The 18,505-nt window shown below is 33.5% G+C and carries 11 protein-coding genes; all 11 read right to left on the minus strand.

Translation table 11 applies throughout. The features are described from left to right. The 11 genes from AC1DY0_RS01295 to AC1DY0_RS01345 all read right to left on the minus strand — a co-directional run bounded on the left by AC1DY0_RS01295 (position 1) and on the right by AC1DY0_RS01345 (position 18,052). Positions 1–894, minus strand: coding sequence for a cyanophycinase (locus AC1DY0_RS01295; protein ID WP_477186880.1), 894 nt, complete (start codon positions 892–894; stop codon positions 1–3). Between the two features lie 90 nt (positions 895–984). Then, positions 985–1,935, minus strand: coding sequence for an isoaspartyl peptidase/L-asparaginase family protein (locus tag AC1DY0_RS01300; RefSeq protein ID WP_477186881.1), 951 nt, complete (start codon positions 1,933–1,935; stop codon positions 985–987). Between the two features lie 83 nt (positions 1,936–2,018). Further along, on the minus strand, positions 2,019–3,368 hold the full coding sequence (locus AC1DY0_RS01305; RefSeq protein WP_477186882.1) for a RagB/SusD family nutrient uptake outer membrane protein: 1,350 nt from the start codon (positions 3,366–3,368) through the stop codon (positions 2,019–2,021). 12 nt (positions 3,369–3,380) lie between these two features. Continuing rightward, the gene (locus tag AC1DY0_RS01310; RefSeq protein ID WP_477186883.1) at positions 3,381–6,377 is read right to left on the minus strand and encodes a SusC/RagA family TonB-linked outer membrane protein; all 2,997 of its coding nucleotides are present in this window, start codon (positions 6,375–6,377) and stop codon (positions 3,381–3,383) included. A gap of 390 nt (positions 6,378–6,767) precedes the next feature. Then, the gene (locus AC1DY0_RS01315) at positions 6,768–8,534 is read right to left on the minus strand and encodes a GEVED domain-containing protein (protein WP_477186884.1); all 1,767 of its coding nucleotides are present in this window, start codon (positions 8,532–8,534) and stop codon (positions 6,768–6,770) included. A 658-nt stretch (positions 8,535–9,192) separates the two neighbouring features. Further along, positions 9,193–9,978: an alpha/beta fold hydrolase gene (locus AC1DY0_RS01320; RefSeq protein ID WP_477186885.1), complete on the minus strand. Its 786-nt coding sequence runs from the start codon at positions 9,976–9,978 to the stop codon at positions 9,193–9,195. 86 nt (positions 9,979–10,064) lie between these two features. Beyond that, the gene (locus AC1DY0_RS01325; protein WP_477186886.1) at positions 10,065–10,859 is read right to left on the minus strand and encodes an ABC transporter substrate-binding protein; all 795 of its coding nucleotides are present in this window, start codon (positions 10,857–10,859) and stop codon (positions 10,065–10,067) included. A gap of 109 nt (positions 10,860–10,968) precedes the next feature. Further along, the gene (pyrF, locus tag AC1DY0_RS01330; RefSeq protein ID WP_477186887.1) at positions 10,969–11,787 is read right to left on the minus strand and encodes an orotidine-5'-phosphate decarboxylase; all 819 of its coding nucleotides are present in this window, start codon (positions 11,785–11,787) and stop codon (positions 10,969–10,971) included. Between the two features lie 111 nt (positions 11,788–11,898). Further along, complete coding sequence (locus AC1DY0_RS01335) at positions 11,899–14,100, minus strand: DUF5723 family protein (protein ID WP_477186888.1); 2,202 nt, start codon at positions 14,098–14,100, stop codon at positions 11,899–11,901. Between the two features lie 136 nt (positions 14,101–14,236). Continuing rightward, entirely contained in the window at positions 14,237–15,313 is a 1,077-nt protein-coding gene (prfA, locus tag AC1DY0_RS01340) for a peptide chain release factor 1 (protein ID WP_116795805.1), read from the minus strand. 957 nt (positions 15,314–16,270) lie between these two features. Continuing rightward, positions 16,271–18,052, minus strand: coding sequence for an ELWxxDGT repeat protein (locus AC1DY0_RS01345; protein WP_477186889.1), 1,782 nt, complete (start codon positions 18,050–18,052; stop codon positions 16,271–16,273). Positions 18,053–18,505: the final 453 nt, after the last annotated feature.

Genomic DNA, 18,505 nt, shown 5'->3' on the forward strand with positions numbered 1-18,505 from the left:
TTATATTTTAAATTTTTCTCCTGGAAGAAGGATTTCTAACTTGATATTTTTACCTCCTAATAATCCGCTTTTTGTGTGAATACTTTTCTTTTCATTGTTCTGAATTAAAATTACCTGCGAATCGCCACAAACCGTTGCAGAGTCGCCATCTACTATAATAGCAGTAGATTCATCAATTCCAATTGCTATTTGATCTGGATTTTCCAGTGCTACAGCTAATAAACGATTCATCCTCATCCGACGAATAAAATGCTGATCAACAATAGCGTTTGGGAGTAAACCCAATCCTGTTTTTATCTCAAAGTTTTGAGCTTCAATGGCACGAAAATCTCCAGTATATTTTGGATGTTTCAGTTCATTTCCCGATATCATTTTTTTGCTCATCACAGCTGCGCCAGCACTTGTTCCTGCAATGGTTGTTCCATTTTGATAAGCAGTAGAAATAGCATCATAAGCTGAAGTATTCAAAACAGATTTCATAAACAAGTTCTGATCACCACCCGTAATATAAATTAAACTTGCGGTTTTAAGAGAATCGATTTGCCCCTTTGTTTGATTCTTTGGATTAAGATTAAAAGATTTTATCTTCTCTGGACGAACACCTAAGGAAATAAACTGCTTTGCAGTATAATAAACCGCCGAATCAGGTTCTTCACTAGCCATTGGGAGGATTATCATGAAATTTTCTTGTTCGAGTTTGCTTAAAGTGATCAATTTCGAAATCAAATCATCTGACTTTTTTCCCCCTCCAATAATAAATAATTTCCCGAGAGCTTTATTTTTAGATTGCTTCTCTAATTCAGAAATCGGTTGTTTTTTACCAGATTCGCTCTTAGACTGGCAAGAAATTTGAAAAAGCGAAAACGCTAAAATAAAAATTTGAATAATTTTCATATCTATACTTTTTTTGGACTATGGAAATACATAGCCGCTATTGATGTTTTCAACCAAATCACGGCCATGCTCATTTTAGATTGATAAAGGTTATATTTCTTCGTTATCCCAAATATAGATTTTCTTCTCATTCGTTTTCTCACTAACATATCCACGATACATTCCTTGAGAATTAAAGGAAAAGTTCACATTTCCTTCGTTATCAATTGCAATTAATCCGCCTTCGCCTCCCAATTGAGTCAGATGTTCCTTAATTGTTATTTCTGTTGCCTGCTCTAGTGTTTTGTCTCCATATTCCATTAAGTTAGAGACCATCGAAGCAACCGTTGCCCTAATAAAATATTCACCAACACCAGTACAGGATACACCACATGTTTTATTGTTGGCATATGTGCCCGCACCAATAATAGCTGTATCACCAATACGTCCATCTAATTTATTTGTCATTCCACCTGTAGAAGTTGCTGCAGCAATGTTACCTTGCTTATCAATAGCAACGGCTCCAACAGTTCCCATTTTTAGATTCGTGTGATCTAAATAAGTCCCTGTTTCTGAAATTTTTTGAGCTTCAATAAGTTGTTCTTTTCTAAAATCAGTATCAAAATAAGTATTTTCAACCATTTCGTGATTGGTTTCTTCCGCTAATTTATCTGCACCTTTACCCGAAAGTAATACTATATTTTCGTCTGCTAATAGACTTTTTGCAAATAAAACAGGATTTTTAATTCTCCTGCTATTAGCAACTGCTCCTGCCTTAAAAGTGGCACCGTCCATTATGGATGCTTCAAGTAAATGTTTTCCAGTTCTAGTATAAACAGCTCCTTTTCCAGCATTAAAATGAATACTATTTTCTAATGCTACTACGGCTGCTGCAACTGCATCTATAGCGCTTCCCCCTTTTGCTAAAATTTCTTCACCTGAATTCAAGGCAAGCATTAAATCAGCATTTATTAATTTTTTATCGGCTTCCGAAAGATTTTCGGGAGTTATTACGCCTGCACCTCCATGAATACATAATGCGAATGGTGTATGTTTTGTCATTTTTTTTTTTTGAAAGAAAGAAGGAACTAATCGGAATCCATTTAATTAAATAAATTCCGAATTAGTAACTTCTTTTGGTTTTTTTAATAGCCTGGGTTTTGTTCTAAAACACCTTTAGCGATAGTAATTTCATTTTGAGGTATTGGATAAACCGTTCTAAACGCAGGAATATTCAATAACGATGTGGCACGTCCTAAACGGACAACACTAAACCATCTATGCCCTTCAAAGCCTAATTCTCTAGCACTTTCATCTAATAAAATAGTAATAAAACTACTTAAATTGGGTGCATCAGCCATCGTATAAGGATTTGATGGCAAAGCTCTTTCCCTAACTATATTCAAGTCAGCCAAAGCTAATGTTAAGTCATTTGGATTTTTCTTTGCCAACGCCTCTGCTCTAATTAGATACATCTCAGACAACTTGATAATGATACTATTACCATCAATTTGGTTTTTATTAGTACCGTACTTATCTACATAAACCACTTTACCATCATCATAATATCGGTAACTTCTTGGATCATTATCAGAATCCATCGGTTCGAAAAAATTATCATAATTAGCTGAAACCTCAGGAGGTGAAACCGATAAAATTCCAGTAAAACCACTTCCATCTGTACCTAAAAACTGTAATTCAAATATGGCTTCATTAGAACCTTCAACATCATAAATATCATTGTATTTGGTATTCAATTTATAAGTAGTATTATCAATAACTTTACTAGCATAAACAATAGCATTATCATTATCACCTTGATACAAATACACTCGTGCAAGTAATGCCTCTGCAGCTGCTTTAGTAATAGAAAATCGGTTGCTATCATATTTCAATAATCCAATTGCTCCATTCAAATCAGCAATAATTTGTTGATAAGAGGCTGCAACAGTTGATCTCGAAATTGTTAATGCCGATTTTGAATCTAAATATTCCGTAGAAATTGGGATACCAAATTTTGAGTTCATATCTGTAAATTGTCCAAATTGTCTCAAAGCATCAAAATGTCCCAATGCCCGACAAAAAAGTGCCGTTCCTTTTGAAGTATCATCATCCAGTTTCAATTCATCCATTTTAGACAAAATTAAATTACTGGCATTTACCAAATTATAAACATTAACCCAACTACTTTGAATATAGGCGTTAGATGGAGGTACTATGGCTTTATCTAACTGTGCAAAACGCTCTTGAAAACCAGTAGCATCAGCAATACCACCCGACAAATCCTGAGCCAATACAAATTCACCTCCGTAATACGTTCCGCTTTGCATTATATCGTAAAGTCCAACCGCTGCAGATTTTAAAGAAATACCATCTGTTATAGCTGTTTCTACTGGAACTTCATCATCGAGTTTAGTATCTAATACATCTTCACAACCTAAAAAAGTAAAGGCAAGTAACATACATAAACATGCATATATATTTATTTTTTTCATGATTTTATTTTTTTAAAATGTTGTACTTAATCCAATTGTAATCGTTCTTGCCTGACCCAAAGTTCCAAAATCTTCACCTTGCAAAATATTCAGATCTTCTTGAGAAGAGGTGTTTGTAGATACTTCCGGATCAAAACCTAAATAATCAGTTAATGTAAATAAGTTCTGAGCCTGTACATATAAAGAAAGATTGTTTAAACCAATTTTCTTAATAACATCTGTTGGCAATTTGTACGCTAGATTTAAAGTTTTTAATCGAATATAATCGCCATCTTCTAAATACTGAGTACTAAAACGTTGCATTTGTCCACCTTCTGTAGACGGCCTTGGTATGTCGGTAATTTGACCTGGAGTCCTCCAATAGTTATCATAGACTCTTTCGCTAATATTAGAGTATGGAATACCACTTTTAGTAAAACCATAATTTTCATATACATGTCTACTTTGATTGAATATTTTATTTCCTCCTGAGAATAAAAAGTTAGCTGTTAATGTAAAACGCTTGTAACTAAAATTATTTGTCCAACCTCCATAATAAGTAGGTATAGCTCCACCAACAATTTGCCTGTCTGAAAAATCAATAATTCCGTCTTTGTTCACATCATCAAACTTCGCGTCTCCTGTTTGCGGATCGACACCTAAAAACTTAATTAAGTATAACGTACTAACAGCTTCACCTTCTTTTAAGATATGATTTCTCCCAATTTCTTCTCCATTGTTATTTAATTTTGTAATCTTATTGTCCAATAAAGTAAGATTTACTCCTGTATTCCATTTGAATTGTTCTCCATCAATAACAGCTGCGTTAATTGCAAATTCAAATCCTTTATTTTCAATCGCACCAACGTTTTGAAAAACGGAATTAAAACCAGTCAAACCAGAAACTTTAGATTGCAACAACAAGTCGTCTGTTTGTTTGTCAAAATAATCAAATGTTAAATTAACTCTGTTTTTAAACAACCCAAGGTCCAAACCAAGGTCCAATTGGGTCGTTGTTTCCCAACCCAAATCCGGGTTCCCCAAACGACTTGGTGCAATACCTGGAACACCATTATAATTAGCATTTAATGAATAAGTTCCTCTCCAATTAGAGCTAATTTCCTGATTTCCTGTAAGTCCGTAACTAGCACGGATTTTAAAATCAGAGATAGTTTTTATATTAAAAAATTCTTCTTTATTTACTCTCCATGCCAAGGAACCAGAAGGAAAATAACCATAACGATTATTCTCTCCAAAACGAGATGAACCATCAGCTCTTACTGTAAATGAAGCAATGTATTTATCATTATAAACATAGTTTGCTCTTCCAAAGAAAGATTGTAATCCATATTGATTTTTACCCGAAGTACTAGAAGTAATAGTACTTGCCGCAGAAATACTAGCTGTAGAATTGGTTGCGTAACCCACACCCGATTGATCGGAAAATAAAGACTCATTCCCTTGTAATGTCCAACCTAAAATAGCTCCAAAATCGTGTTTTTCTTGAAATTTTTTGGTGTAGTTTAAAGTGTTTTCTACAAGCCAGTTTGTTTCTTCATAAGTGGCGTAAATACCCTCTCCTGTTTTAGATTTATTAGTTCCAGAAGGCACATAAGAAGTCTCAACTAAATTTGAATATTCTAAAGACAAAGCGGTTTTAAATTTTAAATCTGGAATAATTTTCCATTCMAAATAAGTAGACCCTTGAACACGTGTAGATTGAGAAGTGTTTTTATATTCATTAGCAATCTGAACAGGATTTTCTAGTGGCCACCAAGTATTATATTTGAATGGATTTGTGTATTTACCATTCTCATCATATATTGGTTCTGTAGGATCCCATCCTTGAGCATTAATAACTACACCATATTCGTCGTTTTCACCTATCGTTCTTTGGTGATTGCTTCGGGTAATAAAAAAAGTACTACCCACTTTAAATTGATCATCAATAGTGTGGTCTAAATTTACACGACCACTTAATCTTCTAAAACCTTGCCCAATCTGAATACCATCTTGATTAAAATAATTTCCACTTACATAGAAACTAGTTTTTTCATTACCGCCTTTCAAACTTAGATCTAAATTTTGAGCGATACCAATTCTAAAAATTTCATCATAAATATTGGTATTAACACCTTTGGAAGTATCAATCCAATCAAAATAATCGGTACCTAAACCATCAAATTCGGCAGCAGTGTTAAAGAAACTTTTAAATTTATTACTGTCAACTAATTTTGGATATTTTGTGATTTCGGAAATAGCTGTATAATAATTTACATTAACCGAACTCGCACCAGTTTTACCTCTTTTCGTAGTAATCAATATCACTCCATTAGCTCCTCTAGAACCATAAATAGCAGCTGCTGCAGCATCTTTTAGAATAGAGAAAGATTCGATATCACTAGGATTTAAATCCGCCAAAGGGTTTGTTGGCTGAATATTAGCATTTAATGCAGAATTATTTCTTGATACCAAAGGAACCCCATCTATAATATACAAGGGCTGACTACTTGCAGATATCGAAGATACTCCACGGATGTTTACACTTACAGCACTACCGGGGGTTGCCGATGATGAACTTATATTAACACCCGCAGTTTGCCCTTGCAAAGAATTTTCGAAGCTAGAAGAAGTACCTGGAGGTAAATCTTTAGTTTTAATTGAAGAAACACTTGCGCTTACGTCTTTTTTGGAAACTGTCCCGTAACCAATAATTACAACTTCATTTAAGTCTTGGCCCGAGCTCATGTAAACATTGTAATTAGTGCTTCCATCTATTGCTACTTTTTTGTTTTGGTAACCAATATAAGAAAACTCTATTGAGGCAACATTATCAGGTAATTCTAATTGAAATTTCCCGTCAAATCCTGATATAGCTCCTGTTTTTGAATTGGAAGAAACTATATTAACTCCTGCCATTGGCTGATTTGTTTGTTTGTCTATAACAGTTCCTGTTATTCTTTTTTGTGCGTAGGTTGAAATACATGCCAACAACACAACAAACAGTATTAAATTACTATTGAATTTCATTTTTTTAATATTTTAAATTTAATAAAATTGATAATAGATACCCTAACTACTCATCAAAAGGAAAGTTTGGGTATTGAAATCTGTAAACTGTGAAGAACAAGTTTTCTAACAATTGAATATTGGTTGCAAGCCTTTTAGAGAAAGAGATTTGCAATCAATACATACGTGGAATAGATTGATAAGATTCATGTGGTTTTGGTTAGGGAAATAAAAAAACAATAACTATATATCACTAAACTCAAGAAGAGTTTTTTGAAGACATATAAATCAACAATTGAAGATAGGTTGAAGGCCTCTTAAAGTAAGAGATTTAGTTTTTATCATGGTATTTGTGTTTATTAAAATCAAAATGGATTACTTTAACTTTCAAGCTTTAAATCCCAAATGGCTTTATTTTGAAATTATTAGTTTCGAGATCACTTTATCTTCTCCTTTATTAATACTTATAATATATTGACCAGATTGCAATTCAGATAAATCAATCTCCATATTATTAATACCGGCAGAAACATTTGTAATTACACTTTTTACTATTGAACCACCAAGATTATAAATTAAAATTTGTGCTTCTTGTTTTTGTTCTGATAGAAAGTTAATTCTAACTAAATCTTTAGCCGGATTTGGATACAAAGCAACCGTAGTATTATCAAATTCTGCTTCTTTATTTTTAGATATTTTTGCAGTTCCACTAATAACATTTAATGTATAATCTTCTGTCTCACCATAATTATAAGCACCACATGGAGAATTTATTGAATTATAACTTACTATAATTCGCATTCTAATATTTCCCACAGAAGCAGAAGTTGGAATGGTAATTTTTGGCGTTAAAGTTTGATTACTAAAAATAGAATATACTTCCTCACCTGAGTCTGTAAAAAGACCATTATTATTTAAATCTATAAATACTTTCCAATATAAATTTCTTGTTGCACTGAAACCTGGAGTTAAAGTTAAAGTAGTTGCCACTCCTTTAGTTATATTACTAACCTGAGAAGAAAAGTCAGCATAACCTCCATTTGAATTGCTTAAATTGCTAATTGTACCAATTGCAACTTTCTTTATCCATTCCCTACTAGAATCACCTCCTTGTGAAGTACAATAAGAAACTGTTCCTCCTCCAGATGACGAAGTTTCTGTTAACGCCCCATTTATTACTTTTATAACACCATAAACTACTTTACTTCCATTTACTATTGACCAATTGTTCAAATCTATTGTCGTAGAACCCGAGGTATCACCTTCAATTTTAATAATTTTCACCCCTTTCCCACTATTGTTCCATGTTAATGGAGAACCAGAAACTAATGTTTCAGGAGTAGAAGAGGTATCAAATTGATAAAAGTAAGCGTAATTACCCGTTGCTGGTGCAAAAACTTTAGCAATGCCATTTTGGTCAATACAAACGGCTGTTTTTTCATAAACGCCAATACCTTTTGCATTTAATCCAGCACCTAAATCTTTCCACATTCTGGCAATAAAAGCAGTTTGTCTTCCTCTACGATCTGGGTTATTGTAATGTGTATCTGCAATGACATTTGATAAAATTGGATTGTTTATAAAATCATTAGCCCCAATAGTCATATCTGTGTTATACGGATTTGCTAATGCCTGAGCAGATGTAACACTAGAATTTGCAGCACTATAATAGTATTTGCCCTGTATGGCACATCCAGCACTAGTACCACCAACAGGAACTTTTTTTGTGTTTATCAAATAATTTATGGCATCTTCTACCGGTGTGTCTTTCCAATACGAAACATACGTGGATTGGTCTCCTCCTGCTATGAATAAAGCTTCAGCATTTCTAATTTTGGTTGCAATCTCAGCAATACTTGCTTTGGCTCTGGTATCAATCAGAATTGTTTCTACAGAATTTACTGTTCCCAGACCATAGATATAATCATTATAACCCTGAGTTCCAGCAGAGCGAATAACTACAAAATCACCACCTCCTGATTTTTGTATCATCCATTTTATGGCGTCATCGTTATCTGTTCCGCCACCCATCAGGCAGGCACCACCTGTAGCAGTTGTTGTAACATCTGCAGTACTTCCGGTAATCCAGCTTGTGTAGGTTTGTGAATATGCAGGGCTTATTACTGAAATAAAAAGGAAAATAATGATTTGATTTATTTTTAAAATATTGTTTTTCATGATTTAAAATTTGCTAAATGTTAATAATCGGAAATTAACAATGCAACTCATCAGAAATATTATTTATTTAAATTTGGAATAACAATAATTATTTCCAACAAATAGCTTTAAATTACTATTGAATCGCACTTTTTAATCTTTTAAAATGGAATATAAATAATCATAGTTGCCCAATAGAAAGACATTTAAGCACTACAATCGTTAAATCTGGAAGAGAATTTTTAACAATTAAATATTGGTTGCAATCCTTTTAGAGAAAAAGATTTACAATCAATACATACTAGTATTAATTTAATAAAATTCATGGTGTCTTGGTTAAGAAGAAAAAAAACAATAACTAAATAGGAAGTAAAACTCAAGGGATAGAGTTTTTTGAACCAATTTTAAATCAGCAATTAAATACAGGCTGAAGTCCTCTTAAACAAAGAGATTTAGTATTTATAACTATATTTATTTTTCTTAAAATCAAAATAAGGTCTTTTTATTTTTTGATAAAAGTATAAAAAAAAAAGCACCAACAAAATAAATTTATACTTTTTATTAGATTTTCTTTATAGGTTTTCCTTTAACACTGCGTTTTACATAGAAAAATAACATTTTTTTTAAACAAATAAAAAAAATATTATTGGTTCTTTTTTCGAAAAAAGCTCAATATGATTTACTGAGCAGTATGAATAAAAGACAAAACAGCTGAATTAAAAGCATTAGGCTGTTCTACATTGACAACATGTCCACAATTTTCAATTACGAATAACTTGGATGATTTATAATGGCTTTCGACAACTTTACGAACTGACGGCAAAAACATATAATCTTCTTCTCCCATAACATAAAGCGTAGGGATATTCAATTCTACCTGTCTGAACCACTTCAACACAGGATTTATCTCAGCTGTTAATTTAAACCACTTGATAAATTCCTTTTGATATAATTTCTTGGCTTCATTTATGAAAAGTGATCTAGATTGCTTGTGACTCTTTTTGGGCATTATCACAAAAGCGAAAAACTTATATAAAACCAAATATGGCAATACATACTTAAAAGTGTTCCCCAAACGCATTAATATCTGAGAACGGAAATTCATTTTTAAGATGGCTCCACCAAGAATCATACTTTGTACTCTATCTGGATACATTTCAGCCAATTGTCTGATGAGGATTGTTCCTAATGAAATTCCAACAAAATGTGATTTTTCGATTTTAAGATAATCCAAAACCTCCAGAATATCATTGGCCAAAGCCGAAAAAGTATATTTTTGTTTGAAGGCCGTTTTCAAAGTCGTTTTGGATTCTCCATGACCTCTCAAGTCTAACAACAAAATATTGTAGCTTTTTTTGAAATCCCTGATTTGTTTGAACCAAATGGATGAACTTCCTCCAGCACCATGCACAAATGTAACCCACTGATCGCTGTTCTCGTTCTTATATACTGTATAATTAATCACTTACTTATTTTTTTGTTTAGCAAATATAGTTCTTTTTTGGCCTTTTGGATTGTTGGATTATTCGACTTGTTAATTTTTGAATTCTTTTAAATACTATTATGCAGATATTTAAAATAGTCAAAAGCTTTAAGCAATCTGCTTCCATGCCAGGAAAACATTTCTCCATCAACCAAAATCGCTTGGGCATTATGGGTCGATTTCGTTAATTCATAACCGTCTTCCGCTTTAAACGGAAAAGGTTCTGAAGAGAGTAAAACCAAATCCAAATCACCTTCCTCTTCCATTTTTTCAAGTTCAATTTCAGGATACCGCTCTTTCGTGGAAAAGTGATTTTGAAAATGATTCAGCTTTAATAACTCATCTATAAAAGTCCCCGAACCAGCTACCATATAAGGATTTTTCCAAATAAAATAAGCCACTTTCCTAACCGGAATATCATTGATAAAATTTTTAAAATCGCTCAAGGCAAAAGCCAATTTTTCATTCCATTTTCTGGCTTCTGTTCTCTTATCAAATATCTGACCAAAGTCGGTTATCATTTGAAAATTATCCTCCAATGTAGCAATATTGGTTACCCAAACTGTACAAGTTTTGCGCAACTCATCTACCATTTCTTGGGTATTTTCCTCTTTGTTGCAAATGATAATATCCGGTTCCAATAAACGAATTTTATCATAACTCACTTTTTTGGTACCTCCCACTATTTTTTTGGTTGATTTAAAATGATAGGGATGCACACAAAACTTGGTGATTCCAACTATGCTGTCTTCCAAACCCAAATCATATAACAATTCGGTTTGAGAAGGCACAAGAGAAACGATTCGCTTGGGAGAAAACTCAAAAGTGTGAGAAGTGCCAAGTTGATCGATTAGTACTTTCATAGTTTTATTTCGCAAAGATTCACGAAGAAGACACAAAGCTTCGCAAAGTTTTTTTAGCCATAGATTTTCACAGATTGATTTGTGAAAATCTGTTTCTAAAAAAATTATATTATTTCGTGCTTAATATTTCTTCCATCTCCTGTTGCATTTTCAAAGCTTCCGCTCTGGCTACATCAGCAAAATCGGTTCCATTGGAAGCATAAATAATAGCTCGAGAAGAATTGATTAGCAATCCAACATTGTCATTCATTCCGTATTTACACACCTCAGAAAGACTTCCTCCTTGTGCACCAACACCTGGAACAAGCAAAAAGCTATCCGGCACAATTTTACGAACTTCAGTAAAATATTCAGCTTTGGTAGCACCAACCACATACATCAGATTTTTAGAATTCTTCCATGTTTTGGATGTTTCCAAGACCTGTTTGTACAATTCTTTTCCATTAACCTGCAATGTCTGAAAATCAAAAGCACCTTCATTAGATGTCAATGCCAACATAATGGCATGTTTGTTTTCAAAAGCAAGAAAAGGCTCAACTGAATCTTTTCCCATATAAGGAGCAACAGTTACACTGTCAAAATTTAAATCTTCAAAAAAAGCTTTGGCATACATCGATGAAGTATTACCGATGTCACCTCTTTTGGCATCTGCGATTGTAAAAATATCAGGATGTTTTTCGTTGATATAGTTAATTGTCTTTTGCAATGACATCCATCCTTTTATTCCGTAAGCTTCAAAGAAAGCAATATTCGGTTTATAGGCCACTGCCAAATCATGGGTCGCATCAATAATGGCTTTGTTAAATTCAAAAATAGGATCTTCAGTCTCCAATAAATGTTTTGGAATCTTATTTAAATCCACATCTAAACCTACGCATAGAAATGATTTTTTAATTTTAATTTGTTGGATTAATTCTTGTGTCGTCATCTCTATTTTTTTTTAATCACTATTAATTTATGAGAAATAATTTTCTTCTCAGCGGCATGCAAAAATAAAAAAAGCCATTCAATTAAGAACGGCTTTTTTTAGAATTAAAAATTATAATTTCCCTTCGTATATACTCCCTACGTGTATCACTTCAGTTCTTCTGTTTTCGGCTCTTCCTTTTGCCGTTTTATTACTGGCAACAGGTTTCGTAGCTCCAAATCCTTTATACGTTAAATTTTCTGGATTAACACCTTTTGCAATTAAAGCATCCATAACCACTTTGGCTCTAGCCTCAGAAAGTTTTTGATTCGCTTTAGGATTACCTACATTATCCGTATGCCCTTCAATAGAGAATTTAGCATTTGGATAGTTTTTGATAATTTCTTTAATTGCATCCAATCTTCCATCAGTTTGCCCTTTATCAGCGTTTTGCAAAACCGCTTTCCCAGTTACAAAAAACACTGCTCTTGCTTGAACTTTAAGTTCTTTTAGCGCTTCTTGGGTTACTTCAGGACAACCTTTATTACTTGCTGGTCCAGCAACAGTAGGACAAGCATCCTCTTTATCTGTCACACCATCTTTATCTGCATCAAGCTCAGGACAACCTCCATTGGCAACCAATCCTTTTTCGTTTGGACATTTATCCTCTTTATCCAACACTGAATCTCCATCAGTATCTGGCCAAGGGCAACCTTTGTTTTCAATAGGACCTGCAACAGTTGGACAAGTGTCAACATTATCCAAAACTGTATCTTTATCTTCATCTCCCCATGGACAACCTTTGTTTTCTACTGGACCTGCAACCGTAGGGCATTTATCATCTTTATCAACCACAGTATCCGCATCAGTGTCTGGCCATGGACAACCTTTATTTTCAACAGGGCCCGCAACAGTTGGACAAGAATCATCTTTATCTAAGATTCCATCCTCATCTGTGTCTTTAAATTTCTTTTCATATACCGGTATTTTGAAACCAAAATAAACATCCGCAGCTTTTGATTCTTTAGAAAATACATTAGTAATTAAAGAACTAGAACCAACAAACAGAGGTCCAAAACGTAATCCAGTACCAACTTGCATTCCACTATATTCCATATAATTTATAGGTAGAGAGAATGTAAACCATCTTGTTTCATAACGTGGTGTCAAAATCCAAGTATTTGCTGAACTCGTTTTCCCTAGAGCTGACTTATCTACTAAACTAAGATTTCCATTTAAGTTCAAATAGAATTTCTTATACATATTCCAATCGGCATCAACATGCATTACCGTAGGCAAATTGGCTTTTTTGGAAAAATATCTTGTTGTAGGCGTTCCATAATGAGTTTCCAGAAAATCACCAAAGTCTTCGGCATCATCAATATCCTGTTGAGTAACCACACCATTAATATTATAGAAATCCTCTCTTAAATTATTGTATTTAATAGATCCGATATCTGTAATAGATAATCCAAAACGCAATTTATATTTATTCAAGTCTCTAAAGTTATTATCAGCTGCTTTGGCTTTGTCCAAATCATAAGACTCATAATCTGGTCTCCACTCATAAATCAAACCAAAATCAGCACCATATCCTCTTGAATTAGGGTCAAATTTAAAATCCTCATCTCCAGTAATAAAATCTGGATTACTTCCAATAGTAAGGGTCCCTGTAGTTATCAAGCTACTTGTTGTAGGATCGTTAGTCTGGATAAAAACAGCTGTGGCATTTTCTCCATTAATATAAGAATTTGCACCTCCAATTAAATATTTGGCTGTAAAACCACCTTTTAGAAAATGTTGTTTACTTTGCCATAAAACAGCAGCGTAAGATGCCCCTACTTCCCCCCAAGTATGTCCCACTACATTTGGATTTCCAACATTAATATTAAAACTGGATGCATCATCCAAACCATCTTTCAATTGATCGTATAATGTTCCATTTATATCATTGGCATTTATGACAGCTCTGGCTCTAGTATAAATAGCTATCGCATGTTTTGGAGCTATATTAAACATAAATGAAGGTCCCATTACATCAGAATATACAATTCCGCCATTATTTTTAGTTGGTGTTCTTTTCCCTTCCTTATTTACATCATAAGAACTTTTCGATAAATCAAATAAACTTAGACCGTAGTAATCATTGTTTAAAGAGCTACTGGTCGAAAATATATTAACATCTGTTTTAAAACGAGAGTCAACAATAGAGGCTGGATTAAAAAGTACTCCCTGCACACCTGCATAATTATCCGGGAAATATCCCATATAAGACTGAGCATTTGCTTGTGCAATCGAAAATAGAACAACTAAAAGTAGTAATGATTTTTTCATCAAATTGGTTTAAGGTTAATAATAATATTATGATTGTTTTAATAAGATTTTAATTCATTTAAACTGGGAACAACACAAAAAAAACACTTAATTAGTTCTATCCAATTAAGTGTTTGTAAAACAAACATGGTGAGTTTTAGAAAACTTCGCTTGCTTCTTTTAGTTTTTCCATATTGTTAACTAATGCTAGCTCGTCTACAATTTTCTGGATGTCACCATTCATGATGTTACCCAAATCATATAATGTCAACCCAACACGGTGATCAGTCACACGCCCTTGAGCATAATTGTAAGTACGAATCTTAGCCGAACGGTCACCAGAACTTACTTGGGATGTACGTTTGGTAGCATCTTCAGCTTGTTTTTTGGCTAATTCCATTTCGTATAAACGAGAACGCAAAACCGTCAAAGCTTTATCTTTATTCTTGTGTTGTGATTTTTGATCTTGACATTGTGCCACCAATCCAGTTGGAATGTGCGTCAAACGTACTGCAGATTTCGTAGTATTTACCGATTGTCCTCCAGGTCCTGACGAACAGAAGAAATCCACACGAACATCATTCATATCGATTTGAACGTCAAATTCCTCCGCTTCCGGAAGCACCATAACCGTTGCTGCCGATGTATGCACGCGTCCTTGAGTTTCCGTTTGTGGAACACGCTGCACACGGTGGACTCCAGCCTCAAACTTCAAAGTTCCATAAACATCCTCTCCAGTAACCTCAAAAATCACCTCTTTGAAACCACCCGAAGTACCTTCGTTCATATCCACAACCGATGTTCTCCATCCTTGCCCTTCACAGTATTTAGTGTACATACGGAACAAATCACCTGCAAAAATACTGGCTTCGTCCCCACCTGTACCAGCACGAATCTCTACCATTACATTTTTCGCATCTTCTGGATCTTTTGGAATTAGCATAAATTTAATCTCATCTTCCAGTTGCGGTAATCTTTCTTTTGCTTCGTCAAGTTGCATTTTGGCCATTTCCACCATATCGGCATCACTACCGTCGGCAATAATTTCGTTGGCTTCCTCTATATTGGCCAATACCAAAATATATTCTTCACGCTTTTCAACCAAGTTTTTTATACTTTTGTATTCTTGGTTAAGCAGCACATACCGTTTTTGATCAGCAATTACATCCGGTTGAATAATCAAATCCGAAATCTCATCAAATCGCTGTTTTACATATTGAAGTCTATCTAACATCTGTATATTTCTTTATTTCTTGTCTATTTATTTTTGCCAAAAGGCTAATCGAACCTAAGATATCCACTTTTTATTTTCTAAAAAACATTCTTTCAGTTCGGAGTGCAAAAGTACAAAAAAAGTATTCAGTTTACAATTTACAGCAATCAGAATATGATTAAGATAATTTAGAGGCAATTTTCATTTTTCAGGAGCTTATTCCTGCTATCCGCTATATCTTTTTATCTCGTCCCAAAAGCCGAGATAAAAAGGATGTCACTTTTATCAGGGCTAGGAATTTTGTGCTAAAAAACAGCAATTACTGTTTCCCGTAAAATGGTTGCATAAAAAGAATTTACTTTTGAAAATACAAAACCCCAAAACATTATTAGATCCATTTGGTATATAGGTTATGTTTTTGAAGAATTAACTAAATAATATTTTTTTATACTTGGCTACTCAAAAATGGGTGGCCTTGTTTAATTTTTATCGCCTCATTCAACAAAGTATTATTTGAAAGTGTGAAATGCCCCGAAAAGTCTCCCTACTTTTTCTGTGAATATTTTTAGAATCATATACCCACTCCGCAAAGTCTCCCGCCTTTGCGTTTTTTTTTTGAAAGTCATTAAATATCGTAAACATCTTAAAAGTCTCCCGACTTTTTTCGTAACTATTGTAAGGTTATTGAGAAACTTTCAAAAAAAAACATTGAATTCATAAGATAGTCACGAAAAAAATCAGGAGCCTTTTGGTAGATTTACGTTYTAAAACAACTCTTAAAAAGAGTTCGAAGTCGATAGACTTCGAGGAGCGGGGATTAATGCAATGATGTACTAGATGTAATGTCCCTTCGTTGAACAAAGTGTCATCCCTTGCTTTTATTTATATGTTAGAACTATTAAGGACTTTATAACAATAAAAGATGTAAGGAATGAGACTTGTCTGAACTAGATCAACTTAAAAGAAATAAGAACTCTGTTATTGAATAATAATTTTTTGGTTGTAGTATTTTGTTCCGTCATATATCTTTAAGAAATAGACTCCTCTAGACAATTGTGAGAGATCAATTTTGTTTTGTTGATTAACATTGGAAGCACTATACATTTTTTCACCAAGCATATTGTATACTTCTACAGTTCCTTTTTCCACTTGAATATTATCGAATTGTAATTCTAAAATTCCATTAGATGGATTTGGAAAAGCAAACACATGCTCTTTTAAACTATCAAAATGATTTACTGCCAGATTACTCCCTCCAAGGCGATATAAATTTCTGCCATTATTATGATAATCAGCACTGAAATAAATTATTCCGTTGGTTACTTTTATAGGAGTAGCATAACTAACTGTAGATCCGGAATCTCCCAATTGACTGCTAAAATTGGTTGCATCTACAGGTTCAATAATTTTAGTACCAACTTCTGTCCCATCGGTTTCAAAAAGATGAAAATCATTAAAGCCAGTGCGGGCAGTAAAATAAACTTTACCATCTAGTTCTGTAAAGTTATTAACATAACTACCATATCTACCACTATAAATATTTTTAATCATAGTGGTTCCTTCAGCTGTGCCATCGGAAACCCAGGGTTGAGTTTCATTGGTTCCATCCTGGGCAGTAAAATAAATTTTATTGTTACAAAATGCAAAGTCACCAGGTGAACTATTGCTCGTCCCTGGATAAATATCTTTTATCATTACAGTACCTTCGGGTGTACCATCTGACTGCCAAAGTTCATACCCATTTGCATCATCTCTACCAGAAAAATAAATTTTATCGTTGGCAATAACATAGTTTGGAGCTGATTCAATATTTGTTAAACCTACAACAGTTACATTCAAGTTTGTGGCCCCTTCCACTGTACCATCAGAAATGTATAAATTGGTACAACATCCAGTACCTGTGGTATATCCTGCAAAACAAAGTTTGTCTTTGAAAAGGAAAAACTGCTCAGGAAAAAAGCTATTCTCACCTACAACAAATTCCAGCATTTTTGTTCCTGCAATAGTACCATCCGTTACAAACAGTTCATCTCCTTCATTGCCATTTTTAAAATTAAAATACACCTTATTGTTATAAGAAATCATTTTCGATGCATTTTGAGACTTATAATACAGTGGGTTAAACTGCTCTGTCAAATTTGTTGCACTATTTTCATCACTAATAAAAACGAAAACATCTTCATTGTTTATTAAGCGGGAAAAAACAATTGAATTACCTAGAGTACATACTTGTTTAAATCCTGGATCATTGAGCTCACCACTTGTAGGTGCTGTAGTATTTGTATTAGTAGTTAAATGTGTACCTTCCGTTGTTCCGTCTGAAACCCACCATTCTCTGCCGTTTATAGGATCATATGCCGTAAAATAGAGATTAGTTCCAGCTACCGTAAACCCCCTTGGGTTCGAATCACCAGAAGGATTGATATCTTTCAACATTTTTGTACCTGCTTCTGTACCATCAGTACTCCATAATTCCGTTCCATTTGTCCCATCATTTATTGTAAAATATAGTCTTTCTTTATATTCACCAACAAAAAAAGGATAAGGAGTATAAGCAGAACTGATATTTCCCAATGTATGAGTACCATTAGTAGTTCCGTCGGTAACCCAAATTACATCTCTATCAGAAACAAAAAAAGTTTGATTCTTAAACGAGGTAAACTGTGCAGGATTAGGCACTTCTTTTACAAGTTCAGGCGTTTGTGCCAAACAAGAAAAACCAATTATTGAAATAATGAGAAGAGTAAAGTTTTTTTTCATTTATATATCTGTTTTAAGTTAAAAAAAATCAAATGGACAACAGTTTAAAACAAGGTATGGCTCTTTAAAAATATTCTGAATTCTTAAATATCAATCACAATAAATAAACTGTTTCAATACTTTAAATTTGATATTAACACATTTTTGACAAAAATAAAAAAATATTTTAGAGGTTAAATTTTAATTGCATATAATTTATTTGCGTGTAATATTTTCAAATTTAACCAGTTCTGTGACGTCTCCAATCTCTACCACACTCGCTGAGAAAGTAAAACCATTCCACAATCAAAGTTCTTGCTGAACACGAAGCACCCGAGCAAAGACTAGCCAAGGTAGATTAAAAATAGACCACACGATTTTTAAATTAACACCTTGTATTGCACATTATTTTTTTTACAAAAAAGTTAAAATAATTGCGTAGTCAAATAACTACATGTATATTTGAAGTCAAAT

The sequence above is a fragment of the Flavobacterium sp. P1_E4 genome (assembly GCF_056405915.1).